Annotated in this window: 16 protein-coding genes and 1 pseudogene; 10 read left to right on the forward strand and 7 right to left on the reverse strand. The window is 70.3% G+C overall.

Features of this window, described 5'->3' with window-relative positions:
* The first annotated feature begins 138 nt into the window (after positions 1–138).
* Positions 139–1,293 carry a nitric oxide synthase oxygenase gene (locus ACWC21_RS16035; RefSeq protein WP_450882125.1) on the forward strand — a complete coding sequence of 385 codons (1,155 nt, stop codon included), beginning with the start codon at positions 139–141 and terminating at the stop codon, positions 1,291–1,293.
* A 100-nt stretch (positions 1,294–1,393) separates the two neighbouring features.
* Here the strand turns inward: ACWC21_RS16035 and ACWC21_RS16040 are convergent, their stop codons facing one another.
* From ACWC21_RS16040 to ACWC21_RS16070, 7 genes are all read right to left on the reverse strand, one after another.
* Positions 1,394–3,226, reverse strand: coding sequence for an ABC transporter ATP-binding protein (locus tag ACWC21_RS16040; protein ID WP_450882127.1), 1,833 nt, complete (start codon positions 3,224–3,226; stop codon positions 1,394–1,396).
* Positions 3,223–3,660 carry a lasso peptide biosynthesis B2 protein gene (locus ACWC21_RS16045; RefSeq protein ID WP_450882129.1) on the reverse strand — a complete coding sequence of 146 codons (438 nt, stop codon included), beginning with the start codon at positions 3,658–3,660 and terminating at the stop codon, positions 3,223–3,225. Before ACWC21_RS16045 ends, ACWC21_RS16040 begins: the two co-directional genes overlap by 4 nt.
* Complete coding sequence (locus ACWC21_RS16050; RefSeq protein WP_450882131.1) at positions 3,657–3,911, reverse strand: lasso peptide biosynthesis PqqD family chaperone; 255 nt, start codon at positions 3,909–3,911, stop codon at positions 3,657–3,659. Before ACWC21_RS16050 ends, ACWC21_RS16045 begins: the two co-directional genes overlap by 4 nt.
* A gap of 40 nt (positions 3,912–3,951) precedes the next feature.
* The gene (locus ACWC21_RS16055) at positions 3,952–5,802 is read right to left on the reverse strand and encodes a lasso peptide isopeptide bond-forming cyclase (RefSeq protein WP_450882133.1); all 1,851 of its coding nucleotides are present in this window, start codon (positions 5,800–5,802) and stop codon (positions 3,952–3,954) included.
* Between the two features lie 28 nt (positions 5,803–5,830).
* The gene (locus ACWC21_RS16060; RefSeq protein ID WP_450882135.1) at positions 5,831–5,941 is read right to left on the reverse strand and encodes a keywimysin-related RiPP; all 111 of its coding nucleotides are present in this window, start codon (positions 5,939–5,941) and stop codon (positions 5,831–5,833) included.
* 483 nt (positions 5,942–6,424) lie between these two features.
* On the reverse strand, positions 6,425–7,447 hold the full coding sequence (locus ACWC21_RS16065; RefSeq protein WP_450882137.1) for a LacI family DNA-binding transcriptional regulator: 1,023 nt from the start codon (positions 7,445–7,447) through the stop codon (positions 6,425–6,427).
* A gap of 164 nt (positions 7,448–7,611) precedes the next feature.
* Positions 7,612–8,988, reverse strand: a complete 1,377-nt coding sequence (locus tag ACWC21_RS16070) for a poly(ethylene terephthalate) hydrolase family protein (protein WP_450882139.1) — start codon at positions 8,986–8,988, stop codon at positions 7,612–7,614.
* An 894-nt stretch (positions 8,989–9,882) separates the two neighbouring features.
* Here ACWC21_RS16070 and ACWC21_RS16075 point away from each other — a divergent pair.
* The 9 genes and pseudogenes from ACWC21_RS16075 (at position 9,883) to ACWC21_RS16115 (ending at position 26,469) form a co-directional block, all read left to right on the forward strand.
* Positions 9,883–11,475: an arabinofuranosidase catalytic domain-containing protein gene (locus ACWC21_RS16075; RefSeq protein WP_450882141.1), complete on the forward strand. Its 1,593-nt coding sequence runs from the start codon at positions 9,883–9,885 to the stop codon at positions 11,473–11,475.
* A 108-nt stretch (positions 11,476–11,583) separates the two neighbouring features.
* On the forward strand, positions 11,584–14,034 hold the full coding sequence (locus tag ACWC21_RS16080; protein ID WP_450882143.1) for an RICIN domain-containing protein: 2,451 nt from the start codon (positions 11,584–11,586) through the stop codon (positions 14,032–14,034).
* A 45-nt stretch (positions 14,035–14,079) separates the two neighbouring features.
* The gene (locus ACWC21_RS16085) at positions 14,080–15,222 is read left to right on the forward strand and encodes a ricin-type beta-trefoil lectin domain protein (RefSeq protein WP_450882145.1); all 1,143 of its coding nucleotides are present in this window, start codon (positions 14,080–14,082) and stop codon (positions 15,220–15,222) included.
* A 76-nt stretch (positions 15,223–15,298) separates the two neighbouring features.
* Positions 15,299–16,780, forward strand: a pseudogene (locus ACWC21_RS16090) (endo-1,4-beta-xylanase); the annotation flags it as partial.
* Between the two features lie 388 nt (positions 16,781–17,168).
* On the forward strand, positions 17,169–18,602 hold the full coding sequence (locus tag ACWC21_RS16095; RefSeq protein ID WP_450882375.1) for an arabinofuranosidase catalytic domain-containing protein: 1,434 nt from the start codon (positions 17,169–17,171) through the stop codon (positions 18,600–18,602).
* A gap of 122 nt (positions 18,603–18,724) precedes the next feature.
* The gene (locus tag ACWC21_RS16100) at positions 18,725–20,377 is read left to right on the forward strand and encodes a glycoside hydrolase family 27 protein (protein WP_450882147.1); all 1,653 of its coding nucleotides are present in this window, start codon (positions 18,725–18,727) and stop codon (positions 20,375–20,377) included.
* A 139-nt stretch (positions 20,378–20,516) separates the two neighbouring features.
* Complete coding sequence (locus ACWC21_RS16105) at positions 20,517–22,049, forward strand: arabinofuranosidase catalytic domain-containing protein (RefSeq protein WP_450882149.1); 1,533 nt, start codon at positions 20,517–20,519, stop codon at positions 22,047–22,049.
* Positions 22,050–22,198: 149 nt separating this feature from the next.
* Positions 22,199–24,037 (forward strand): RICIN domain-containing protein, encoded by a 1,839-nt coding sequence (locus tag ACWC21_RS16110; protein WP_450882151.1) that lies wholly within the window; start codon positions 22,199–22,201, stop codon positions 24,035–24,037.
* A gap of 23 nt (positions 24,038–24,060) precedes the next feature.
* Positions 24,061–26,469, forward strand: coding sequence for a ricin-type beta-trefoil lectin domain protein (locus ACWC21_RS16115; RefSeq protein ID WP_450882153.1), 2,409 nt, complete (start codon positions 24,061–24,063; stop codon positions 26,467–26,469).
* Positions 26,470–26,495: the final 26 nt, after the last annotated feature.

The following is a 26,495-nucleotide window of genomic DNA, read 5'->3' on the forward strand; positions in this document are numbered from 1 at the left end:
CGGCCGTGCGGCCCCTCGCCCGCCGTGCCCGGTCGCCGGACTCGGCTCCGACCGTCCACTCCCGGCCGAGCGGCCGCCCGACGCCGCCGGCAGGCCGGGTCCGTGTGAGCACCAGACCCCGAGCAGGAGAAGAATCCGGTGCGACTTCCCTTTACGTCCGACCCGGCCCGGCGCCGCCCGTCGGCGCACGAGGCCGTCCTGGCGGCCGCCGAGGTGTTCATCCGCCAGTACGCCACCGAGAACCCGGGCCACGGCGATCCGCGCCGGCGGCTCACGGAGGTCACCGCGGAGGTGGAGCGCTTCGGCACGTACGAACACACCCCGGCGGAGCTGGCGTTCGGGGCACGAGTGGCCTGGCGCAACGCGGCGCGCTGTATCGGCCGGCTGTACTGGAACAACCTGGTCGTGCGGGACCTGCGGCACGTCACCCATCCCGACGACATCGCCGACGAATGCTTCGAGCATCTGCGGATCGCGACCAACGCAGGCCGTATCCGGCCGGTCATCAGCGTCTTCGCCCCCGATCGCCCCGGCCGTCCCGCCGCAACGCTGCTGGGCGAGCAGTTGGTGCGCTACGCGGACGACCCGCGCAGCGCCCACCGGACGGCGCTGGCCCAGGACTTGGGCTGGAAGGGCGGCGAAACCCCTTTCGAGGTGCTGCCGTTGCTGGTGCAGCCCGGCCCCGGCCTCACCCCGAAGTTCTACGAGGTGCCCGAGGACGCCGTGCTGGAGGTGCCGTTGACGCATCCGCACCATCCCGGGTTCGCCGGTCTCAACCTGCGCTGGTACGCGGTGCCGGCCGTCAGCGACATGGCGCTGGAGATCGGTGGGATCAGGTATCCGGCAGCGCCCTTCAACGGCTGGTACATGGGAACCGAGATAGGCTCGCGCAACCTCGCCGACACCGACCGCTACGACCTGCTGCCCGCCGTCGCCGAACTGTTCGGCCTCGACACTCGCGACGAGCGCACCCTGTGGCGGGACCGCGCCCTGGTCGAGCTCAACCTGGCGGTCCTGCACTCCTACGAGCGGGCGGGGGTGACCATGGCCGACCACCATACGGAGTCGCGCCGGTTCCTCGCGCACGTCGAGCGCGAGGAACGGCACGGGCGCCCGGTACCGGCGGACTGGAGCTGGATCGTCCCACCCCTGTCCGGAGGGGCGACCGCGGTGTTCCACCGCTACTACGACGCCGAGGACCCCCATCTGCGGCCGGCCTTCGTGCACCGGACCGCGCCGTGGCCGGTTCGAGACCCCGCGCGGGCGGACTGCCCGGCGCACTCGAACCAGTAGCGGAGTCGGGCGGACACCGCCCGCACGCCCGCCGTGGTTCCGGCCCGCGGGTTCGCACGGGCGACACCTGTGACCGGGACGGCGCGGGCCCGGAAGAAGTTCACCCCCGACGGTCGCCTCCCGGCCGGAGCATCTGGCTCGCGGCCAGCTCACGGTAGAGGGCACTGCTCGAGAGCAGCTCCTCGTGGCGCCCGCCCGCGACGGTGCGGCCGTCCTGCAGCACGACGATGTGGTCCGCGTGCTGCACGGTGGACAAACGGTGGGCGATGACCAGCACGGCGCACTCCTGGGCGATGTTCTTCATGACGGTGGTGATCGCCGCTTCGTTGATGGCGTCGAGATGGGAGGTGGGCTCGTCCAGCAGGAGCAACGAGGGGCGGGCCAGCAACGCGCGGGCGAGGGCGATGCGCTGGCACTCGCCGCCGGAGAGGGTGCCGCCACGTTCGCCGACGACGGCGGACAGGCCGCCGGGCAGCCTGTCGACGACCTCTTCGAGGCCGGTCAGTTCGATGACCCGCCGGATGTCCGCCTGCGTCGCGTCGGGCACCGCGTAGGTGATGTTGTCGTGCAGGGAGCCGTGGATGACGTGGGTGTTCTGACCGACGACGGCGATGCCGCGGCGGCATGCCTCACGGGTCAGTTCGGCTGCGGGCCGCCCGTCGAGGAACACGGCGCCCGCGTCCGGCTCGTAGAACCTCGCCACCAGCGCGAACACCGTGCTCTTGCCGGCTCCGGACCGGCCCACCAGGGCCACGTAGCGTCGGTGCGGGACCGTGAACGAGACACCGCGGAGGACCGGCCGCCGCGGGTCGTAGGAGAAGTGGACGTCCTCCAGGGCGAGGGCCGGGTGCTCGCTGACCGGGGTCGGCCCGGCCGGCCGCGCCGCGGATGTGCGGTCGCCCGGGACCCGTGGAGCGGTGGCCTCGACCGTCAGGCGGAGCGCCTCGTCGATGCGCTGGTAGGCACCCATCCCGCGTTGGACGAGGCCCACGGCACGGAAGACGGAGGACAGCGGCAGCACCAGGTACGAGGCGTACAACAGGAAGGCGACGAGGTCGCCCAGGGAGCCGGCGTGGCCGCTCACGCGCAGCCCGCCGACGACCAGAACGATGAGGAACGAGCCCTGGACGGCGAGTTCGACGGCGGAGCTCATGACGGAGGCGAGCTTCGCGGTGCGTACGCCGGCTCCGTAGGCCGCGTCGACACGAGCGCCGATGCCGGCCGCCTCGCGTTCCTCGGCCCGGTGCACACGGACCATCGGCAGGGAGACCAGAGCGCGTTCCAGGTCGGCGGCGATGGCACCGACCGAGTTCTGCATGTGTTCGGACGCGGACCTGATACCAGTGAGCAGCGACGCGACGACCGCGGCTGCCGCCGCCACGGTTGCGGCGACCAGGAGCAGCAGCAGGGGGTCCAGCCACGCCATGAGGATGATCGCCCCTGCGGCGACCAGGCTTCCCGTCACGAGATCCACCAGGGCCTGCGACACGACTTCCCGGAGCAAGGTGGTGTCGGCCGTCACCCGGGAGACGAGGTCGCCGCCACGGTGCCGGGTGTATTCCTTCATCTCGAGCCGCAGCAGCCGTCCCACCAGCCCGTGACGCAGCTGCCGTATGACTCCTTCGCCCATGCGCTCCAGGATGAAGCGCCCCGCGGCTCCCGCGGCGGCCTCGACGAGGAACAGTGCCCCGAGGAGGGCCAGCAGCGGCCAGGCGACCTGTCCGCGACCGGTCGCGTCAATGACGCGCTTGGCGACGAGTGGCTGGGCCAGCCCCAGGGCGGAGGCCAGAAGGGTCAGTACGGTGGCGACGGTGATCGTGCTGCGGTGCCCGGCGGTGAGCCCGTACATCGTGGCGAACGCCGTCCGGACGGAGGACTTGTCGTCGACGGCGGCCTCGGCCCGGCCGCCCGGCGGGACGGTCGTGCCGGTCATCGGTCCGTCGACGGTGACAGCGGGCCGACGGTCACCAGCCGGGCGAAGTAGCCCTCCGGCACGCCCTCGCCGACGACACGGCCTTCCGCTTCGACCCAGGCGTGCGCGGTGAAGGGCGGGACCACGCGTACCCCGGTGCACCAGGTCGGCCAGGTTCCGCCGAGCCGGCACAGCAGTACCGCCCCCAGAGAGCGCGGCAGGCACCCCTTCGGACCGGCGCACTGCAGGCTGACGGCGCACATGGCGTCGCGCGCCTCCTGCGCCTGCGCTGTGGTGGCGGGTGCGGCACCGCGTCGCAGAACACCGAGGACGGTGCGGATGCGGCGGGGCGGCAGCAGGGCGAGGGCGACGGCGGGGAGCAGGACGAGGCGGGCGGCCAGTCGCCGGGACAGGGGCACGGCGCCGGGGCGTTCCAGGGCGCTGGGCGTGGTCATGAGGCGAGCCCCGATGCGCGCAGCTCACGTACGAGGGTCTCGACGTCCCGCCGGGCCTGCGCCTGGTCGATGTCGAACTCCCTGACCAGGGCGGCGGCCGCGTCCGCCGTCTCGCCCCCGTCCAGCAGCGTCCGCACCACCAAAGTGGCCGTCGGGTTCAGTTCCCAGTAGGAACCGGCCCGTTCGTCCAGCAGTACCGTGCCGTAATCGGTCTCGGCCGTGGAGACGTTGTCGCCGAACCGCAGGGGCATGTGAGGCCTTTCTGATGTGTCTGACGGTGGGTGGACGCGGTCAGGGCCGCGGGACGCGGGTACGGCGGCGGGCAAGTCCCCGCAGCCACACCTCGGCGGCGATCGTGGAGTAGAGGATGGCCTCGGAGAGCCCATGTGAGGCCGGTCGCAAGGCTAGGCGGCGGAGCTCGGCGCCGTTCACCAGCCCCAGCTCCGCCAGCCGCGAGTCCTCCCACAGGGCCAGCAGGTCGGCGCGGTGTTCGCGCAGTCCGTTGGCGGCGTCCATGGACGCCGTGGCCTTGTTGCTCCGCCGCAGGCACTCCTCGGGCACGATCCCGCGCATGGCTGCGCTCAGGGCGGGCTTGTACCGCCACGGTGAGACGCGTTCGCTGGGGCGTACGGCGAGGAACGCCTCGATGACCCGGTCGTCGAGGAAGGGGGAGGCCATCGGCAGGCCGGTACGGGCCGCCATCCGGTCCCACTGCCGGATGATGCGCGTGCCCGAGCGGATCTGCTCGAGGTCCGAGTGCAGTCCACGGTCCGGATGGAGCGGCGAGGCCGTCGCCGCGGCGTCGAGCAGCGCCCGGCGGGCCGTCCGTTCGGTCTCCGGGGTCATCCAGGCGAACACGCGCGGCGCCATGCCCCAGCCGAGGCCCGTCGCGACGGGCGACGGCGAGGGGTCGCGCAGATGGCGGGCGGCGTCGGCGAGCCACCTGCCGTACGGCCGGGAGTCGGCGAGCGCGCGGACGGTGCCGCCGAACGGCCACTGCCACAGCGCCCGGAACCCCCGCAGCTGCCCCAGGGCGAACAGCGGGCGGGTGCGCAGCAGCCCGTGGTAGTACGCCTCCGAGCACCATGCCACGTGGTCGCCGCCGATGCCGGTCAGGTGCAACCGGCTGCCGCGTGCGGCGAGGGCGGGCAGGTGGTGCAGGACCCGGGAGCGGTCCATGACGCCGATGGTGGGTTCGTCGAGAAGGTCGTCGACGCCGAGCAGATCCTCGTAGACCAGTGGCGACTCATCGGGGTCCCAGACGAGGTGCTCGACGTCCGGGAGGTGCCCGATGGCACGCTCGGCCCACTGCAGGTCGGTGTCCGCCGGATCGCGTCCCGGCCAGGTGCCGGCCACCACGCGGGCGGCGGAGCGGTCGGCCAGGAAACAGACGGATGTCGAGTCCAAGCCTCCGGACAGGTCGCAGCTCACCACGCCGCCCTGACGGGTGCGGGCGTCGACGGCGTCCTCCAACGCCTTCCGGATCAGTGGCACCGCTTGCGCTAGCGGCCGGACCGGCTCCGGCGGAGTCCACCATCGGGTGTGCCGTACGCTGCGCCCGTCCGTGGCGACGACCATGGCGTCCTGCGGGGGAACCGCGGTGATGCCGTGCCACATGGAGGACTCGGACAGCGGATAAGGGGCCGGCCACAACAGCCTCACGGCCAGTTCGTCCACGTCGGGGTCGAGGCCCAGGACGGTGGCGAGCGTGTCGGCCCGGGAAGCGGCCACCCGCACGCCGCCGATCTCGGCGTGGAAGACGAGCCGCAGTCCGGAGGCGGTGCCCTGCACTCTGGTGTGTCCGTCGAGGGCGCCCACGAGATGGAAACTGCCGGGCAGTGAGCGAACCAGGGTGTCGAGTTCCGCGAGATCACGCAACCGCGCGGCCCGGCGTCGCAGTTGGTCGGTGTCGATCGGGCAGCAGCCGATCACGGCGATGGAGGAGGCGCCGGCGTGGGCCGCGACGACCTCGTCGTCGTGCCAGTGGCCGACCAGCCAGGGCCGGCCCGACGCGTGCGCGAGGGTCCGGCTTCCGGGGAGGGCGAAGGATCGGGCCACGGCGGCCGCGTCCGCACGGTCCGAGAAGACCGCGAAGTGCGCGTCGCCGGGGCCCGTCCCCGCACTCTCGTGCAGTTCAGTCATGACGTCGGGTCTTGAGGACCGTCCGGCCTCAGTTCTTGCTCAGGACCAACCGGTCGTTGCCCGCGCGCCCGAGGAGCCCGGTCTCCTTGCGGAAGGTGCCGAGCCGGACGAGCGTCGGTGCCTCGTAGGCCTTCTTCATGACTACTCCTCACATGCGATGTTCTCGGCCACTTCCCTGACATCGGTCCAGGCTCGTCGGGAGCCCGGGCCAGGAAGCGGCCGCAGCACATACCTAGCCGTGGATCACGAGGCCTCCGCAAGAGCGTCACGGATGTCGGACAATGTGTAAAATCTAAGTTGATCTGAGCTGTGTGGTCTTCTCGGCCTGGCCATTTCCCGTGCCGGACCAGTGCGCGACCCGGGTGTGCGCAGTCCCGGATAAACGTTTCTACGTGCACCCCGGCAGTTGATCGCCGTACCTGCCGGACGCGTCTGCCGGCGGCTGTGGACGGGCGGCGCCGGACGGCGCGGGGGCCTTGTCCCCACTCCGGTACGCGCTCCGTTGCCTGTGACTCCGGTTCCGAGATGTTTAGCCGTCGCAGGTCTCTGCCGACGGCGCCAGGGACCGCGGGAGGGCTCGGACGAATGAGGGACCGCCCGGCTCACCCGCCGCGCGTCCGCCTCACGGCTGCCAGCCGGTGCGTGCGGCGGCCGTGCTGGAGCGGAGCGAGATCGGCGGGGTCAACAGGATGTGCCGAGGCGGGGCCTCCGGCGCGGTGATGCGTTCCACCAGCAGGGAAACGGCTTTCTCGCCCATCTCCAGGGCCGGGACGTCCGCTGCCGTGAGCGGCGGACGGAAGTCCTCGGCCCAGGTCCTGGCCACCACTCCGGTGATGGAGAAGTCGTAGGGCACTCGAAGGCCCACGTCGGCCAGCGCCCGCTGGATGCCGGGCAGGGCGGCCTCGTTGATGGTGGTGACAGCGGTGAGGTCCGGATGGCCGCGCAGGAGCGCCTCGACGCATTCCTGACCCGAGCGGGCGTCGTCCCCGCACGGCACCTCGATGCCGTCGAGGCCGCGTTCCGCCACGGCGGCCTCGAAACCCTCGCCGGCCCTGCGCGCCGGACCGTAACCGGCCGAGACGAGTTCGGGGGAGCGAGTGATCAGAGCCACTCGGCGGTGCCCCAGATCCGCGAGGTGCCGCACGGAGTGCCGGACCAAGCCGGCGTAGTCGACGTCGATCCAGGACATCCGCCGGTCGTCGGCCGTGTGCCCGATGCCGACGAACGGCAGCCCGGCGTCCTGCAGACGGCCCACACGAGGGTCCTCCAGGCGGATCTCCATCAGGATGACACCGTCCACGCGGCTCTCCGAGACCAGCCGGTCGAAAGAGCGGTCGTGGTCCCCGCCGGAAGGGGACAGCAGCACATCCAGGTCGACCCGGGCCGCGGCGTCGACCACGCTGGCCACGAAGTCCAGTTGCATGTGCGTGAGTCTGTTGCCGGCCGGCGGGATGACGAGACCGATCGTCCGGGTCCGGCCCTCCTTCAGGGCCCGCGCCGTCGCGTTGGGGCGGTACCCCAGTTCGTCGATGACGTCCTGGATACGTCTCCGGGTGTCGCTCGCGACGGGTCGTTTGCCGCTGAGCGCGTAGGACACCGTGCTGCGTGACACGCCGGCGCGCCGAGCGATCTCCCCGATGTTCATTCAGCTCCCCAAGAACCCACCCGCGGGCCGACAGGATAGCTCGCGGGATTCGGTTCGCCGGCGGGCACGGGACGTGACGGCTGGGAGGTGGGGGCGGCGCGCGCTGACACGCCGGGGCGGCGGCCGGATGCCGTCCCGGCGTGGGGTGCGGGCCCCTCACTGGTTCAGCTCAGCGCCCATCGCTGGTTGGACTGGCCGCTACAGGTCCACAGTTGGACCGGGGTGCCGTTGGTCGTGGCGGAGCCGGTCACGTCCAGGCACAGGCCGGACTGGGCGCTGGTGACGGTGCCGTCGGAGTTCAGCGTCCACTGCTGGTTGCTCTGGCCGTTGCAGGTCCAGGTGATGACCTTGGTGCCGGGACTGGTGCCCCGGCCGGAGGCGTCCAGGCACAGCCGGCTGCCGCCCGAGTACACGCTGAGCTCGTGGGAGGCGGTCTGGGACCAGGTCTGGTTCGCCGCGCCGGTGCAGTCCCGGATCTGGGTCTGCGTACCCGGCGTCGTGGACGCGCCCGGCACCTCCAGACACTTGCCCGCGCCCACCGCACGCAGCGCACCCGTACCGCTCGGCGGAGTGGTGGTCGGAGGCGCGTACGGGCACTTGCCGTGATAGACCGAGAAGCCGGCCGGGTCGGCCAGCGCCGGGCAGAGGAACTGGGTGTAGCGGGTGTCCTCGTCGACGAAGATCTTGAGCCAGGGGATCAGGACCTTCATCTCGGTGTTGTTGGGGTGGGTGTAGTAGACGTGGTCGGCTCCGGCGATCTGGAGGAAGGCGCTCTGCGTGGCGGCGGGCATGCCGGCGTACAGGCCGTCGAGGTAGGAAGGGGTGACGACGGTGTCCTTCTGGCCCCCGATGACCATGGTGGGCACCTGGTCGGTGGCCAGGCTCTGTGAGGGGGAGAAGGGCGCGAGGGCGATGGCGGCCTTCAGCGACGGCCGTCGTTCGGAGGCGCTGACGACCCCGCCTCCGCCCATCGAGTGGCCGATGACCGCGAGCCGTCCGGGATCGACCCGGTCACGCACGGGGCTGCGCTGGGTGAGGTAGTCCAGCGCCGCCAGCAGTTGGGTGCCGCGTGCGGTGTCGAAGTCGGTGCGGCTGTTGGTCTCGACGCCGATCACGACGAAACCGAAGGACGACAGCCATGGCCCCATCCAGGCCTCTTCGTCGGCGAAACGGGCGGTGTAGCCGGGGACGATCGCGACGGCGCCCCAGGTGCCCAGGCTGGTGTCGGTGGGGTAGTAGATCGTGCCGCCGTTGAATCCGTTGCCGGGGGGCACGCTGACCGATGCGGTAGTGAAGGGGCCGCTGGTGGCGGCGACGCTCGCCACGGTGGGGTCGGGGCCGCGCTGGTGCGGGTTGCCGGCGGCCGCGGCCGGCTGGAGGGTCGCGAGCATCGCGGCGATCAGTCCCGCGACCGCCACGAGCGCGGCCGCGACCGCCTTGACGGGCCGTTCCCTCGAGTCGTGCCGGGCCGGTAAGCCGGGCCGTCTCCGGCCGGACGGGAAGCCCTCGGGCTCCCGGGGTGCAGGTTCGCTTCCTGGCATCAGTGACCTCCTAGGTACGACCCGGCTCGGACCGTCCGCCCACACCGACGGAACAGTCGGAGCGGGGGCTGTGGCCATGCGGACCCATCGGCGACCATGCCGACGGCCCCGCCCCGTGCCGAGGCCGTCGGCATGGTCGCCGTCGCGGGCGGAGCAGCGGCGGCCATGGCCGGGCGGGCAGGTTTCGTCCGCTGTGCGGATGGTGCTGTTCGCCCTGCTGCCCGGCGGTGCGTGCAACCGTCTGCGCGCCCTGGCGGCTCAAGGCGGAAGAAGGGTGACCGAGTGCCATGAGTGACGAGGAACGGCCTCGGATTGCCGGGAACCGGCACGTGTTCCGTATTGCACGCAGTACCGGAAGGCGTGGAGCGAACCGGTTCCACGCAAGCGCTTCGACGGGATGGTACGACCGGTGGAGTGCGGGGTCAATGGTGCGCCGCGCTCGAGACGGCGTCGACGCGCGGGCCGGGGCGCCGCCGCTTCGGTCCGCGCCCTCCGGGACGGCCCTCCGTCATCCGGGTTCGGCGGCTGTACCGCTGTTCAGCAGCGGGATGGTCATACAGCCTGCGAGCAGGGCGCGAACGCCGGACGCACCCGCGCGTTCGGCCGCGGCCCGCGCGGCGGGAGGTCGCGCCACCGTGCGTACGCCTGCGCACCGGACCGGTCCGAGCGGGCCGGTCGTTCCCGAACCGCAGGATTCAGCCGTCGAACCGATTCCGCGACAAGGTTCGCAGCAGAAGCCTCCGCACCCTTGACAGCCCGTGAAGCCGGGAGCACCGTCTCCCCCCGAAACCTCTCTGCAATCTCGCTGCAAATAAGGCACCTCCGAGCGCTTCTGGATTGTCAGCGCCACCAGTACGACCCGATCGGGTCGCGTCGGCACGGTAGGGAGATCGGATGGGAACACGTACAGGACGCCACCTGCTGCTGGGGCGCGGCGGCGTGCGACGGTTATTCGCGGCGCGGCGCCGTGGCAGGCCGGACGACGCGCCGGACCGGGCACACGTCCCTGTGCCGGTACGCTCACCCGGCTCCCGGCCGAAGGCGTTCGCCCGCGCGGGGGCCGCGGCCGTGCTCGTGGCCGGCACGCTGGCCGGCGCCACGGCCACCGCGGGCACGGCCCGTGCCGACACGTCCGGGCCGTGCGACATCTATGCGGCAGGCGGTACGCCCTGCGTGGCGGCACACAGCACGACACGGGCGTTGTACTCCTCGTACAACGGGCCGCTCTACCAGGTCCGGCGTGCCTCGGACAACACCACCCGGAACATCGGCGTCCTGAGCGCGGGCGGATACGCCGACGCGGCCGCCCAGGACTCGTTCTGCTCGGGGACGAGCTGTCTGATCACGATCATCTACGACCAGTCCGGCCGGGGCAACAACCTCACCCAGGCGCCCGGGGGCGGCGCCGCGGGAGGCCCCGACAACCTCGCGAACGCGACCGCCGCACCCACCACGGTGGGCGGCCACAAGGCCTACGGCGTGTACGTGGCCCCCGGCACGGGCTACCGCAACAACCGAACCAACGGCATCGCGACCGGGGACAACCCGGAGGGCATGTACGCGATCTTCGACGGCACGCACTACAACGGCGGCTGCTGCTTCGACTACGGAAACGCCGAGACGGACAGCAACGACGACGGCAACGGCACCATGGAGGCCATCTACTTCGGCAACATCAGGGTCTGGGGCTACGGATCGGGCAACGGCCCCTGGATCATGGCCGATCTGGAGAACGGTCTGTTCTCCGGTGTCAACCAGCACTACAACGCGAACGATCCGACCATCAACTACCGTTACACGACCGCCATCATCAAGGGCGGCCCGAACCACTGGGCGATCCGCGGCGGCAACGCGCAGTCCGGCGGCCTGTCCACCTTCTACGACGGGGTGCGTCCCAACGTTCCGGGTTACAACCCGATGCGGAAGCAGGGTGCCATCATCCTGGGCACCGGCGGCGACAACAGCAAGGGCGCCCAGGGCACGTTCTACGAAGGCGTGATGACCTCCGGCTACCCGTCGGACGCCACCGAGAACGCCGTGCAGGCCAACATCACCGCGGCCGGGTACAGCAACGCCCCTTCCGGCGGGACGAGCACCGGCGCGCTGCACGCGGTGGGCGCCGGCAAGTGCCTGGACGTGCCGAACTCGTCCACCACGGCCGGTACGCAGCTGCAGATCTGGGACTGCAGCGGTGGTGACAACCAGAAATGGACCCGCACTTCCTCCGACCAGCTGACCGTCTACAGCGGTGGCAGCCAGATGTGCCTGGACGCGTACAACAACCAGACGTCCGCCGGTACCAAGGTGGTGACCTGGCCGTGCAACGGCGGTGCCAACCAGCAGTGGCAGCTGAACTCCGACGGCACCGTCACCGGCACCCAGTCCGGACTGTGCCTCGACGTCACCGGTGCCTCCACCGCCAACGGCGCCCTGGCGGAACTCTGGCCGTGCAACGGGGGATCCAACCAGAAATGGAGTCTCAGCTGACCTGACCGGCTCCAGCCCGTGACCGGATCGCCACCGGTCACGGGCACTCGCCAATCCGGCCGACCACCCACAGCCCCAGCGCACCCGCGCCGCCACCGGAGGATGACGATGTCCAGAGACAGAGTGCTCCGCGGCCTCTTGGCCGCCCCAGTAGCTCTGCTCGCCCTGCTGGCCGCGAGCCTGGGCGTGGCAGGGCCCGCGGGAGCCGTACCCGCCGAGCGCCAGGCGTCGGCCGCTGCCCTGTACGTGGCGCCGGACGCGGCTCCAGGAGGGAACGGCACCGCTGACAAGCCGTTCGCGACGATCGACCAGGCGCAGCAGCCCGCGCACCGGCTCTCGGCCGACTCGGACGTCGTGGTCTACCTGGCCGGTGGCACCTACCGGCTGTCCAGGCCGCTGACCTTCGGCTCCGACGACGGTGGCCAGAACGGCCACACCATCACCTACCAGGCGATGTCCGGACAGCAGCCGGTCGTGAGCGGCTCCCAGCAGGTGTCGAATTGGCAGGTTCATGATCAGAATGTCAACATCTGGTCGGCCCACGTCGGCACCGGTGTGAACACGCGCCAGCTGTATGTGAACGGCATGGAGGCGCCGCGGGCGGCGATCCAGGTGCCCCGCTCGGCCTTCACCTTCACCCAGACCGGCCTCACCGTCACCGACTCCTCCCTCGACTACCTGGCCGGGCTCACGGACAAGAACCACATGGAAGTCGAGAGCGTCAACTCCTTCACCGACCGCTACGCGCCGGTCCAGTCGATCAACGGCAGGACCATCACCATGCAGCAGCCCGCGTGGAACAACAACTCATGGGGCTACGACACCATCAACGCGCCGTTCGCCGGCGGAACGATGTACCTCGAGAACAACTACGCGTTCCTGAAGCAGGCCGGACAGTGGTACCTCGACTCGTCCACCGGTGACCTGTACTACCGGGCCCAGCCGGGGCAGAACCCGAACAGCCTCGCCATCGAACTGCCCCGGCTGCAGAGTCTGCTCGGCATCAGCGGCAGTTACGGCACACCGGCCACCGGCCTGAGTTTCACCGGCATCCGGTTCACGGGTACCTCCTGGCTCGGCCCGAGCGGGCCCGACGGCTACGCGGACCAGCAGAGCGGCGCGCACATCACCGGCGTCTTCGCGATGCCCGCCAACTGGCTGAGTACCTGCAAATCGGGGTGCACCCAGTTCGAGGCCACCCGCAACCACTGGGCGCAGATGCCCGCGGCCGTGCAGGTCTCCGCCGCCACCGGCATCACGTTCTCCGGAGACACGTTCTCCGAACTCGGCCAGGTGGGCCTGGGCGTGGGGAACGACGGGGTCGCCACGGCCTCCGGCACCGGACTCGGCGCGAACGGCATCACCATCACCGGCAACACGTTCACCGACGACGCCGGCAGCGGCATCCAGGTCGGGGGGATCCAGCCGGACGCGCACCACCCCGGCAACCCGCAGATGACCAACCAGAACATCACCATCAGCAACAACCGGGTCAGCGGGGTGGGCACCGACTACAAGGAGACCGCGGGCATCCTGTCCACCTACGTCACGAACGCGACCATCACCCACAACCAGTGCGACCACCTTCCCTACGACGGGATCGACATCGGCTGGGGCTGGGGCATGAACGACCCGGGCGGCAGCCAGGACTACGTCAACCGCGGCACGTACAACTACCAGCCCATCTACAGCACCCCCACGACGCTGAAGAACAACACCGTCTCCCACAACCTGGTCTTCGACACCAAGAAGGCCATGTTCGACGGCGGCAGCATCTACAGCCTGTCCGCGAATCCCGGCTCGGTGATCTCCGACAACTACATGTACGGCAACAACCACACCACCGCGCTGTACCTGGACGAGGGCTCCCGGTACCTGACGGTGTCGCACAACGTGGTGCAGGACGCCGGCAACTGGGCGCTCACCAACGCCAACGGCAACAACCACACCGACGACAGCACCTTCTCCGGCAACTGGTACAACGGCGGCAACACGTACGTCGCCACCGGGCCCCCGCACAACAACGTCCTCACCGGCAACGTCCAGGTCAGCGGCACCAACTGGCCACAGGGCGCGAGGCAGGTCATCCAGCAGGCAGGCGTCCAGCAGTCCGGCGGCGACGGCGGCTTCCCCACCGGCTACCACCAGCTGGTGATCGGCAGCAACAACCTGTGCCTGGACGTGTACGGCAACTCCGGCAGCGCGGGCGCCGCGATCGACCAGTGGACCTGCAACGGCCAGAGCAACCAGCAGTTCCAGTTCCTGCCGGCCTCGGGCGGGTACGGCCAGTTGCAGGCCCAGAACTCCGGGCTGGTCGTGGCGGTGTCGGGCGGCTCCACCACCGCAGGTACGCCCGACATCGTGCAGCAGGCCCCGGGCAGCGGGGCCGGCAGTCTGTGGCTGCCGGTGCAGCAGTCCGACGGCTCGTACGCCTTCAAGAACCAGAACAGCGGCCTGTGCCTGGACGCCTACGGCGGCAGCAGCAGCCCAGGCCAGCAGCTCGACCAATGGACCTGCAAGAACACCGCCGGCAGCAACCAGGACTTCACCCCCCGCTGACCGGCTCGCGCCCACACTCCCGTCGCGCACCCGTGAGGAACGCTGATGAAGAAGTACCCGGCACTCCTGGCCGCGGCGCTGACGGCCGCGCTCGGCGTGTGCACCGCATGGCCGGCGGCGGCCGCCCCCGGCGCCGGGGCGCCGCCCTTCACCGGGCAGGCCGCCGCCGCTCCCACCGCCCTGCGGTTGATGCCGATGGGCGACTCCATCACCTGGGGTGTCGGCAGCCCCTCGGGGAACGGTTACCGCGGTTTCCTGTGGAACCAGCTGTCGGCCGACGGCCACACCCTGGACTTCGTCGGTTCGGGCCGGGCCGGCACCATGCCGGACCCGGACAACGAAGGCCACTCCGGATGGCGGATCGACCAGATAACCGGCATCGCCGACTCCGTGCTGGCCCGTTACCGGCCCAACGTGGTGACCCTGGAGATCGGCACCAACGATCTGAACGGCAACTACCAAGTGCCGACCGCCCCCGACCGGCTGCGCGCCCTCATCGACCGGATCACCGACGACGTACCCGACGTGACCGTCCTCGTCGGCACCCTGATCGTCTCCACCAGCGGCACCGAGGAGGCCAGCCGGCCCGCGTTCAACGCCAGGATCCCCGGAATCGTCCAGGCGGAGCAGGCCGCCGGCAAGCATGTACGCCTGGTGGACATGAGCGCGCTGACCCCGGCGGACCTCGCCGACTCGCTGCACCCCAACGACAACGGCTACCGCAAGATGGCGGACGCCTTCGGCGCCGGGGTCCGGGCCGCGGACGCGGCCGGCTGGATCAAGCCCCCGGCGGTCCCCACGGGCGGTCAGGTGCGCTCCGCGGTCGCGGGGAAGTGCCTGGACGTCTCCGGCGGCAACAGCGCCAACGGGACCGCCGTGGACATCCGGTCCTGCGACGGCTCCGACGCGCAATCGTGGTCCGCGCGCTCCGACGGCAGCCTGCGGGCACTCGGCAAGTGCCTCGACGCGACCGGTCGCGGTACCGCCAACGGCACCAGGATCCAGATCTGGGACTGCAACGGCGGCACCAACCAGCAGTGGCAGGCGTACAACGGCGGCTACCGCAATCCGGTCTCCGGCCGCTGCCTCGACGACCCCGGCTCGTCCACCACCGACGGCACGCAACTGGTCCTGTGGGACTGCAACGGCGGCGCCAACCAGAAGTGGACCGCTCTACCGGTCACCTGAAGCCTCCCCGACCCGGCTTCACCTCAGCACTTCTCGTGACCGGTCCTCACCCCCCACCCGAGGAGAATGATCGCCCATGTCCTGGCTCAACAAGGGGCCCGGTGTCCGCAAGGCCCTGACCTCGGCCACCGCTCTGACCGCCGGCACGGTGCTGGCCCTCACCGGCGCGGCGACGCCCGCGGCCCATGCGGCCTCCGGCACGCTGGGCGCGGCGGCGGCCGGCAGCGGCCGCTACTTCGGCACGGCCGTGGCGGCCGGAAGGCTCGGCGACTCGACGTACTCCACGATTCTCGACCGGGAATTCAACATGATCACCCCGGAGAACGAGATGAAGTGGGACACCACCGAACCGTCCCGCGGCAACTTCAACTTCGGCCCGGCCGACCAGATCGTCAGCCACGCCACCGCGCACGGTCAGCGGATGCGCGGCCACACCCTGGTGTGGCACTCACAGCTGCCCGGCTGGGTCGGCGGCATCAGGGACGCGAACACCCTGCGCAGTGTGATGGACAACCACATCACCAGCGAGATGACCCACTTCAAGGGCAAGATCTACGCCTGGGACGTGGTCAACGAGGCCTTCGCCGACAACGGCAGCGGACAGCAGCGCAGTTCGGTGTTCCATGACGTGCTGGGCAACGGATTCATCGAGGAGGCGTTCCGCACCGCGCGGGCCGCCGACCCTTCGGCCAAGCTCTGCTACAACGACTACAACATCGAGAACTGGAGCGACGCCAAGACCCAGGGTGTCTACAACATGGTGCGCGACTTCAAGTCGCGCGGCGTGCCCATCGACTGTGTGGGATTCCAGAGCCACTTCGGCGCCGGGGGCCCGCCGTCGAGCTACCAGACCACCCTGTCCAACTTCGCCGCCCTCGGCGTCGACGTCCAGATCACCGAGCTCGACATCGCCCAGGCACCGCCGACGGCCTACGCGAACACCGTCAAGGCCTGTATGAACGTCGCCCGCTGCACCGGCATCACCGCCTGGGGCATCCGGGACAGCGACTCCTGGCGCAGCGGGGACAATCCGCTGCTGTTCGACCGCAACGGCAACAAGAAGCCGGCCTACGACGCGGCCCTGTCCGCGCTGGGCGGCAGCAGCGGGGGGAACCCGGGGGACCCGGGGGGCATCGTCTCCGGCCAGGTGTACACGCTGAGCGATGTCGCCGCCGGCCGAGTGCTGGACGTGCCGGGCGGGCAGACGGGGAACGGTACGCAGCTGCAGGTCTGGGACGCCAACGGCGGTGCCGCGAACCAGCAGTGGCGGGCGAGTCAGAACGGTGACGGTTCCTACACGCTGACGAACATCGCCAGTGGGCGGGTTCTGGACGAGCCGGGCGGCCAGACGGGCAACGGCACACGGGTGGTGATCTGGGACGCCAACGGCGGCGCCAACCAGCACTGGCGGGCCGGCCGGAACGACGACGGTTCGTACACCCTGACCAACGTCGCCTCCGGCCGGGTACTGGAGACTCCCGCCGGGCAGAGCGCCAACGGTGCCTCCGTCCAGATCTGGGACTCCAACGGCGGCGCCAACCAGCACTGGAACCTCAGGTGAGGTGAGGGCGCCGAACGCCCTGCTGTCACCGGATCCCGGCGGACCGAACGAACACCCGCGCCCGGCACGGCGGCCGTCGCCGGACGCGGGTTTCGCCATGCCGTCACAGCGGTCCGACCAGGCACAAACATGGGATGGATCGCGGGCTGGTGGATGGAGACGATTCTATTGACAGCGGTGAGTTGCGTGTGGAATCACTATCGACATGGGATGTCTGAGGGTTCCCGGAGGGTCCTCTCGGGCGTCCTGGCCTCTCGGACAGGCACGGCACTCTCTGTCCCCTTCCCCCACATATCCAAGGAACAGAATGCAGCCTTCATCCGTTCCGCCCCGGAGCCCCGCGGCTCTCGGACGACGCTTACCGGCGGCCGCCGCCGCATCCGTGCTGGCACTGCTGGCCATGTTGCTGGCCGCCGCGCCGACTTGGTCGGCGCCGGAGTCCGCGGCGCCCCTGGTGAGCCCGGCGTCGGGGCGATGCCTGGACGTCAAGGGCAACGTCGACACGCCGGGGACGGCGCTGCAGATATGGGACTGCAACGGCCAGGCCAACCAGGCCTTCGAGTTCACGTCGGCCGGTGAACTCAGGACGATGAACGGCACCCGGTGCGTGGACGCCTACGACAACCGGACGGCTCCCGGAGCCGCGGTGGTCATCCGGTCGTGCGACGGGCGGCCGACCCAGGTGTGGCGGGAGAACTCCGACGGATCCGTCACCGGTGCGGCGTCCGGATTCTGCCTGGACGTCAACGGGGCGGGAACGGCAAACGGCACCGCGGTGATCCTGTGGACCTGCAACGGCCAGGGCAACCAGAAGTGGAGCACTCCGGCACCTCCGCCCCCGCCGCCGCCCGGCGGATCGGGCCCGTGCGACATCTACGCCGCGGGCGGTACGCCGTGCGTCGCCGCGCACAGCACGGTGCGGGCCCTCTACAGTTCGTACAACGGCTCCCTGTACCAGGTCAGGCGCTCCTCGGACAACGCCACCAGGGACATCGGGGTGCTGACGCCCGGCGGCGTCGCCGACGCGACGGCCCAGGACTCGTTCTGCGCGGGCACCTCGTGCGTGATCACGGTCGTCCGCGACCAGTCCGGACACGGCAACGACCTGTGGTACCAGGGCTCGGCCCAGGTCCCGGGATCGAATCAGAGCAGCCCCGCGAAGGCCACCTCCGAGTCACTGACCGCCGGGGGCAGCAAGGCGTACTCCCTGTACATCAACCCGGGGAACAGCTACTGGCGGGACGGTCACCTGACGGGCGTGCCGACCGGTACCGCGCCCGAAGGGGCGTACATGGTGACCAGCGGCACCCACGTCAACGGCGGCTGCTGCTTCGACTACGGCAACAGCGAGACGACCCGGAAGGCCGACGCCGCCGGGGCGATGGACGCGATCAACTTCGGCACCGAGTGCTGGTTCGGCGGCTGCGCCGGCAGCGGTCCCTGGGTCCAGGCCGACCTCGAGTGGGGCCTGTACTCCGGCGGCAGTCAGTCCTGGAACCGCAACCAGCGCGCCTTCCCGAACAAGTTCGTCACCGCGATGCTGAAGAACAACGGGACGTCGAGGTTCGCCCTCAAGGGCGGCAACGCGCAGTCCGGCGGCCTGACCACCCTCTGGGACGGCGGACTCCCCGGCGGATACAGCCCCATGAAGAAACAGGGAGCCATCGTCCTCGGGAGCGGCGGCGACTGCTGCAAGCCCGGTGGCGGCGCCAACCTGAGCGCCGGAACCTTCTACGAAGGAGCGATCGTCGCCGGCTATCCCTCCGACGCGACCGACGACGCGGTGCAGGCCAACATCACCGCGGCCGGCTACCGCTGAGTCCCCACCGGTGAGGGGACGGTCCCCCGGCCCGCTCGAAGCACCGCCGCGGGACCTTCCCCACCGTCCATGCGTGTGTTCTCCCACAACCCGGCCCACCTCGGTCCAGGAGTCGATGAATCATGCCCGTGACCACTGAGAGAGCCAGGCGACCGCGGCCGCTGCCCACCCTGCTTTCCTTGCGCAGGGCCCTGGCGCTCACCTTCTCCGTCGTGCTGCTCGCCGTGGCCGCCCCCCTCCTCGTCCTCGGCACGGCGCAGCCGGCCGCCGCGCTGGGCAACGGCCTCGCGCTCACCCCGCAGATGGGATTCAACGACTGGAACGCCTACGGCTGCAACGTCTCCGAATCGCTGATCAAGTCCACCGCGCAGGCGATGCACACCAACGGCATGCAGGCGGCTGGCTACTCGTACGTCAACATCGACGACTGCTGGATGACCCACAACCGCGATTCCGGCGGCCGGCTGGTACCGGACCCGGCCAAGTTCCCCGACGGCATCAAGGGCACCGCGGACTACGTGCACTCGCTGGGGCTGAAGCTGGGGATCTACGAGGACGCGGGCACCGCGACCTGTGCCGGGTACCCGGGCAGTCTGGGGCACGAGACCACGGACGCGCAGTCGTTCGCGTCGTGGGGCGTGGACTACCTGAAGTACGACAACTGCAACAACACCGGAGCGCCGGCGCGGACCCGGTACACCGCGATGCGTGACGCCCTGGCCGCCACCGGCCGGCCGATCCTGTTCAGCCTGTGCAACTGGGGCCAGGAGAACGTGTGGACCTGGGGCGCGGGCGTGGGCAACAGCTGGCGCACCACCGGGGACATCAGCGCCAGTTTCTCCAGCATGCTGTCGATCTTCCACAGCAATGTGGGACTGGCCTCCTACGCCGGCCCCGGCCACTGGAACGACCCGGACATGCTGGAGGTCGGCAACGGCTCGATGACGGCCACCGAGAGCCGCAGCGAGTTCAGCCTGTGGGCGGAGATGGCCGCCCCGCTGATCGCGGGCACCAACATCCCATCGGCCAGTGCGGACACCCTGTCCACGCTCACCAACTCCCGGGTGATCGCGGTCGACCAGGACCCTCTGGGCAAGCAGGGCACCATGGTCTCCTCCTCGGGCGGCCGGGACGTGCTGGCCAAGCCGCTGGCGAACGGAGACGTGTCGGTCGCGCTGTTCAACGAGACGGGCTCGACGGCGACCATCACCACCACCGCGGCCGCGATCGGTAAGTCCGGCGCGTCCGCCTACACCCTGACCGATCTCTGGTCGGGTGCGTCCTCGACCACCACCGGCACGATCAGCGCCTCGGTGCCGGCCCACGGCACGGTGATGTACCGGGTCGCGGGCGGCACCAGCGGTGGCGGCGGCACCAGCGTGACCGGTGCGCTGCACGCGGTGGGTGCCGACAAGTGCCTGGACGTCCCGAACTCGACCACGACCGCCGGTACCCAGGTGGAGATCTGGAGCTGCCACGGCGGGGACAACCAGACCTGGACGCATTCCACCTCCAACCAGCTCACCGTCTACTCCGGCAGCGATCAGAGGTGCCTGGACGCCTACAACAACCAGACCAGTCCCGGGACGAAGGTGGAGATCTGGTCGTGCAACGGCCAGACCAACCAGCAGTGGACGCTGAACTCCAACGGCACCATCACCGGTGTCCAGTCCGGTCTGTGCCTGGACGTCACCGGAGGGGCCACGGCCGACGGCGCGCTCGCCCAGCTGTCGACCTGCAACGGCAGCAGCAGCCAGCGGTGGACGCTGGGATGAGTCCCCCTCCGCGCCCGAGCCGAGTACCGGCCGGGCCCTGCCGCGGGCCTGCCTGCCGCCGGCAGCCGGGCGCCTGCGCACCGACCACCCGCAGCTTCGGTGCCGCCGTGGGGGCGGCACCGCCACAGAGGAGGTCTCCATGATCGAACCAGCCGGCCACCACCGGCGACGGCGATGGAAAGCCGTGCTCCTTGTCGCCCTGGCGATGGCCCTGGCCGCGTTCGGCGCGCCGGCGTTCGCCAAACCCTCGCAGCCCGGTACCACCGCCACCGTCCAGCCGGCGGCCCACCGTGCGGCGGACGCGTCGCTCCCGTGCGACATCTACGCCGCGGGCGGCACTCCGTGTGTGACGGCGCACGCCACCACCCGGGCGCTCTTCGCGTCGTACAACGGGCCGCTGTACCAGATCCAGCGGTCCTCCGACCACAGCTACCGCGACATCGGAGTGCTCAGCGCGGGCGGGTACGCCGACGCGGCGTCCCAGGTCTCGTTCTGCGCGGGCACCTCGTGCACGATCACGAAGATCTACGACCAGACCAGCATGCACAACGACCTGCCGATCTCCTGGGGCGGTTTCTGGAAGGGGCCCGGACCCAACGGATCCGACGTCGGCGCGGATGCCATGGCCCTGCCGGTGACCGCGGCCGGCCACCAGGTCTTCGGCGTCAAGGTCAAGCAGGGTGTCGGCTACCGGATCGACCACGCGAAGGGTGTGGCCACCGGTTCCCAGCCCGAAGGCATCTACATGGTGACGTCGTCGAACTTCACCAACCAGTGGTGCTGCTTCGACTACGGCAGCGGTGAGAACTCCCACACCGACACCGGCAACGCCACCATGAACGCCATCTACTGGGGCAACGCCTGCTGGTTCAACGGGTGCACGGGCAACGGTCCCTGGGTCGAGGCCGACCTGGAGAACGGCATGTACCACACCAACACCGGTTCCAACAAAGACCCCAACAACACCGGGGTGCACTTCCCGTTCGTCAGCGCGTGGCTGAAGAACAACGGCACCAGCAACTTCACCCTCAAATACGGCAACGGTTCCAGCGGTGGACTGACCACCACCTTCTCCGGTCCCTTGCCCAGGGGCTACTCACCGATGAAGCTCGACAGTTCGGTGCTGCTCGGCACCGGGGGCGACAACAGCGTCTCGGGTACCGGCGAGTTCTTCGAAGGCGCCATGACGGCGGGCTACCCCTCCGACGCCACCGAGAACGCCGTGCAGGCCGCCATCACCGCAGCCGGCTACGGAGCGGGCGGCGGCGGTGGCAACACGACCGGTGCGCTGCGTGCGGTGGGCGCGGGCAAGTGTCTGGAGGTGCCGGGCGCGTCCACGACGCCGGGTACGCAGACCCAGATCCGGGACTGCGCCGGCGCGGCGAACCAGACCTGGTCGAAGACCGACTCCCAGGAGCTCAGCGTGTACTCGGGCGGCAGCCGGCTGTGCCTGGACGCCTCCGGCCGGGGGACCAGTCCCGGCACCAAGGTCATCACCTGGACCTGCAACGGCCAGGCCAACCAGCAGTGGAACGTCAACGCGGACGGCACCGTCACCAACGCCGAGTCCGGCCTGTGCCTGGACGTCACGGGTGCCGCCACCGCCAACGGCACCCCCGTCGAACTGTGGACCTGCAACGGACAGTCCAACCAGCAGTGGTCACTGACCTGACCGTGTGAAAGACCCGCGCTCGACGCCGGGGCGGAACCCGACCGCCGCCCCGGCATGCCACCGCGCCGCACCGCCCCGAGCAGGGGAGCGGGCCCCGTCCATGACGCGCGCCGCAACACGGCGGCGCTGAACCGGGAGGAGGATCGGAAATGAGGACGAGAGCGAGGCCCGGCCGCCTGATACTGACGGTCGGCACCGTCCTGGCATTCGTGCTGTCGCTGCTGTCGACAGCCGCGAGCCAGGCCGCCGCGGGCGAATCGCTGAGCGTGCACCTGGCGTCGACGCGGGGACCGTCGACCGGCGTGGGGGAGGGGTTCCTCTACGGCATCACCCAGGACGGCAGCCAGCCGGCGGACCAGTTCATCCAGCCGCTGGGGATCAACGCCTTCCGCGGCGGCGGATGGTTCTCCGGCGGCTGGATCAGGGACGGCTACCAGTACGGCTCGGCCACCCGGGCCGACCTCGACTCGATCATCGCGCAGGCGAAACGGCTCACCCGGCCGCCCTACCACGCGCAGTACCAGGTGCTGGTGAGCGACATCTACGGAGCGAACGGCGGCCAGCCGTCGAACACACGGTATCCGTGCGACAACGGCGACTGCTCCAACTGGGTGAGCTTCATCGACTCCACGGTGGGAGCGCTGCAGGCCTCGGGGCTCACCTTCGCCTACGACATCTGGAACGAGCCGGACATCTCCGCCTTCTGGACCCGGGGGGTGAACAGCACCCAGTACTTCCGGATGTGGGACACCGCCTACCGGGAGATCCGGCGCATCGCACCCGAGGCACAGATCGTGGGGCCGTCACTCGCCTTCAACCCGCAGCACAACCCGGGTGAATGGCAGACCTGGCTCGCCCACGTGAAGGCGGCCGGGACCGTGCCGGACATGATCACCAACCACAACGAGGGCGACGTCGACGACCCGGTCACCGTAGCGCGGACCCTGAACAGCGATCTCACCGCGGCGGGCATCGGCCCGCTGCCGCTGTCCTCGAACGAGTACCAGCCGGCCGACCGGCAGACCGCCGGGGTGACGGCCTGGTACCTGGCGCGGTTCGCCCAGTCCGGGTACACCAACGCGATGCGCGGCAACTGGGTGTGCTGCATGACCCCGAACCTCACCGGAGTCCTCACCCAGAGCGGGGGCAGCTGGCAGCCGACCGGCAACTGGTGGGCGCTTCGGGACTACGCCGACATGACCGGCACCCTCGTGGACACCTCCGGTCAGGTCGGCTCCACGGCGATCTCGGCCTCCGAGGACTCCGCCGCCAAGCGAGCGGTGGCGGTCATCGGCGACTCGAACGGGTACACCGGCGCGGCGTCCGTGACCTTCGACGGGCTGGCCTCCGTGCCCTGGTTGGCGAGCGCCGACGGCGTGCACGTCACCGTGCGCCGGATCCCCGACCAGGCACCGCTCGGCGCCCCGCAGACGGTGTACGACCAGAACGTCAGCGCCTCAGGCGGCTCGATCACCGTGCCCATCACGTTCCAGGGCGCTCACGACGCCTTCTCCGTCTATCTGACACCCGCCTCGTCCAGTGGCGGTGGCGGCGGCTTCCCGGACGGCGACCACCAACTCGTGATCGCCTCCGACAACCTGTGCCTGGACGTCCAGGGCAACTCGAGCAGCGCCGGTGCCGCGATCGACCAGTGGACCTGCAACGGGCAGGCCAACCAGAGGTTCCGGTTCGTGCCCGCCTCCGGCGGCTACGGCGAACTGCGGGCCCAGAACTCCGGCCTGGACGTGGCGGTGGCCGGCGGCTCCACGGCGGCGGGCACCCCGGACATCGTCCAGCAGGCCCCCGGCACCGCGGCGAGCGCCCTCTGGCTGCCGCTGCCGCAGTCCGACGGCTCCTACGCCTTCCAGAACAAGAACAGCGGCCTGTGTCTGGACGTCTACGGCGCCGGCGGCAACCCCGGCCAGCAACTCGACCAGTGGCAGTGCAAGAACACGCCCGGCAGCAACCAGGACTTCACCCCCCGCTGATCGACCTGCGAAAGGAACCCACCGTGTCATCTTTCAGCCGGTTGTTCCGGCGCCTGCGCGCCTTGACGGCCGTGCTCGCGGGCCTCCTCCTGACCGCCGGCGGCCTCGTGGCCACGGCCGCCGCGCCGGCCCAGGCCGCCACCTCCATCACCGTCAACGGCGCGTCCGGTGGCCGCGTCTTCGACGGCGTCGGCGCGATCAGCGGCGGGGGCGGCAACAGCAGACTCCTGATCGACTATCCCGAGCCCCAGCGCGGCCAGATCCTCGACTACCTGTTCAAACCCGGCTACGGCGCCGCCCTCCAGATCCTCAAGGCGGAGGTCGGCGGTGACACCAACTCCACCTCGGGCGCCGAGCCCAGTCACCAGCACACCCGGTCCGACCTGAACTGCGACCGGGGCTACGAGTGGTGGCTGATGGAGCAGGCCAAGGCACGCAACCCGGACATCAAGCTGTACGGGCTCGCCTGGGGCGCGCCCGGCTGGATCGGCGGCGGCAACTTCTGGTCCACCGACATGGTCAACTACCTGCTCTCCTGGCTGGGCTGCGCCAAGCAGCACGGACTGACCATCGACTACCTCGGCGGGTGGAACGAGCGGGGCTACAACATCTCCTGGTACGAGCAGTTGCGCAGCGCCCTCAACAGCAACGGCTACGGCAACGTCAAGATCGTCGCGGCTGACTCGGACTGGAACGTGGCGAACGACGTCAACTCCAACCCGGCCTTCGCCGCCGCGGTGGGCGTCATCGGCACCCACTATCCCTGCGGCTACCGGTCGTCGCAGTCCAACTGCTCGGTGCCGGCGGCCGCCACCTCGTCCGGCAAGACGCTGTGGGCGAGCGAGAACGGCTCGGACGACTACAACGGGGGAGCGCAGGCCGTCGCCCGCGGCATCAACCGCGGCTACATCGACGGCCGGATGACCGCTTACCTCAACTGGCCGGTGGTCGCCGCCGTCACCCCCAACATCCCCTACCCCACCATGGGGCTCGCCCTGGCCTCGCAGCCCTGGTCCGGCCACTACTCGATCGGCAAGAACGCCTGGGTGATGGCACAGACCAGCCAGTTCACCGCCCCGGGGTGGCACTACCTCGACTCCTCCAGCGGCTACATCGGCGGCAACCGGAACAACGGCAGCTACGTCTCCCTGAAGTCCACGAACAACTCCGACTGGTCCACGGTCATCGAGACGATGGACGCCGGCGGCGCCCAGACGCTGGACTTCAACGTCACCGGCGGGCTGTCCACCAAGGCCGTCCACGTCTGGTCGACCGACGTCCGCTCCGGCAACTCGGCCGACTACTTCGTGCACGCCACGGACATCACCCCGTCCGGCAGCGGCTTCAGCCTCACCGTCCAGCCCGGCCGCGTGTACACCCTGACCACCACGACCGGCCAGGGCAAGGGCACCGCCACCGGCCCTGCCCAGGGCAACCTGAAGCTGCCGTACAGCGACTCCTTCGACAGCTACACCGCCGGAACCGAGGCCAAGTACCTCATGGACTGGCAGGGCGCCTTCGAGGTGGTGGGCTGCGGCGGCGGCCGCAGCGGAAAGTGTGTGCGCCAGATGAGCCCGCAGAAGGCGATCACCTGGGACGCGCTGACCGATCCGCACGCCCTGCTCGGTGACGTGAGCTGGGGCGACTACACCGTCTCCTCGGACGTCATGCTCGAACAGCCCGGATACGTCGAGCTGATCGGCCGTGCGGGCGGGCACGACTACGACCGCACCGGAGGGCAGAACGCCTACCGCCTGCGGGTGAGCGACACCGGGGCCTGGTCGATCCTGAGCTCGAACACCAACGGCAACGTCTCCACCCTGGCCCGCGGCACGACCGCCGCGCTGGGCACCAACCGGTGGCACACCCTGGGCCTCACCTTCTCCGGCACCACCATCACCGCCGTCGTCGACGGAGCCACCGTCGGTTCCACGAACGACCGCACCTATGCCGCCGGACAGATCGGCTACGGGACCAGCCAGGGCGAGACGGCGCAGTTCGACAACCTGTCCATCACTCCCGGCAGCGGTGGCAACGACGGCGGCACGACCGGTGCGATCGTCGGGGCCGCTTCCGGCCGCTGCGTGGACGTGCCCAACCAGTCGCAGACGGCCGGCACCCAGGTGGAGCTGTGGGACTGCAACGGCGGCAGCAACCAGCAGTGGACCAGCACCTCGGCCGGTGAGCTGCGGGTCTACGGAAGCGACTGCCTGGACGCCGCGGGCCAGGGCACCAGCCCCGGCACCAAGGTGGACATCTGGGGCTGCACCGGCGGCAACAACCAGAAGTGGACCATCCACTCCGACGGCACGATCACCGGTGACCAGTCCGGCCTGTGCCTGGACGCCACCGGCGCGGGAACGGCCAACGGCACCCTGCTGCAGCTGTGGACCTGCAACGGCAGCAGCAACCAGAAGTGGACGCGCGACTGATCCGCTGACCGGCCGACGACCACCGA

The sequence above is a fragment of the Streptomyces sp. NPDC001348 genome (genome assembly GCF_053597535.1).

Coding starts and splice junctions, on each gene's coding strand:
- ACWC21_RS16070 (WP_450882139.1), bottom strand. CDS start 8,988: ATGCCAGGAAGCGAACCTGCACCCCGGGAGCCCGAGGGCTTCCCGTCC.
- ACWC21_RS16105 (WP_450882149.1), top strand. CDS start 20,517: ATGATCGAACCAGCCGGCCACCACCGGCGACGGCGATGGAAAGCCGTG.
- ACWC21_RS16040 (WP_450882127.1), bottom strand. CDS start 3,226: ATGACCGGCACGACCGTCCCGCCGGGCGGCCGGGCCGAGGCCGCCGTC.
- ACWC21_RS16075 (WP_450882141.1), top strand. CDS start 9,883: ATGGGAACACGTACAGGACGCCACCTGCTGCTGGGGCGCGGCGGCGTG.
- ACWC21_RS16110 (WP_450882151.1), top strand. CDS start 22,199: ATGAGGACGAGAGCGAGGCCCGGCCGCCTGATACTGACGGTCGGCACC.
- ACWC21_RS16085 (WP_450882145.1), top strand. CDS start 14,080: ATGAAGAAGTACCCGGCACTCCTGGCCGCGGCGCTGACGGCCGCGCTC.
- ACWC21_RS16045 (WP_450882129.1), bottom strand. CDS start 3,660: ATGACCACGCCCAGCGCCCTGGAACGCCCCGGCGCCGTGCCCCTGTCC.
- ACWC21_RS16080 (WP_450882143.1), top strand. CDS start 11,584: ATGTCCAGAGACAGAGTGCTCCGCGGCCTCTTGGCCGCCCCAGTAGCT.
- ACWC21_RS16100 (WP_450882147.1), top strand. CDS start 18,725: ATGCCCGTGACCACTGAGAGAGCCAGGCGACCGCGGCCGCTGCCCACC.
- ACWC21_RS16050 (WP_450882131.1), bottom strand. CDS start 3,911: ATGCCCCTGCGGTTCGGCGACAACGTCTCCACGGCCGAGACCGATTAC.
- ACWC21_RS16055 (WP_450882133.1), bottom strand. CDS start 5,802: ATGACTGAACTGCACGAGAGTGCGGGGACGGGCCCCGGCGACGCGCAC.
- ACWC21_RS16065 (WP_450882137.1), bottom strand. CDS start 7,447: ATGAACATCGGGGAGATCGCTCGGCGCGCCGGCGTGTCACGCAGCACG.
- ACWC21_RS16060 (WP_450882135.1), bottom strand. CDS start 5,941: ATGAAGAAGGCCTACGAGGCACCGACGCTCGTCCGGCTCGGCACCTTC.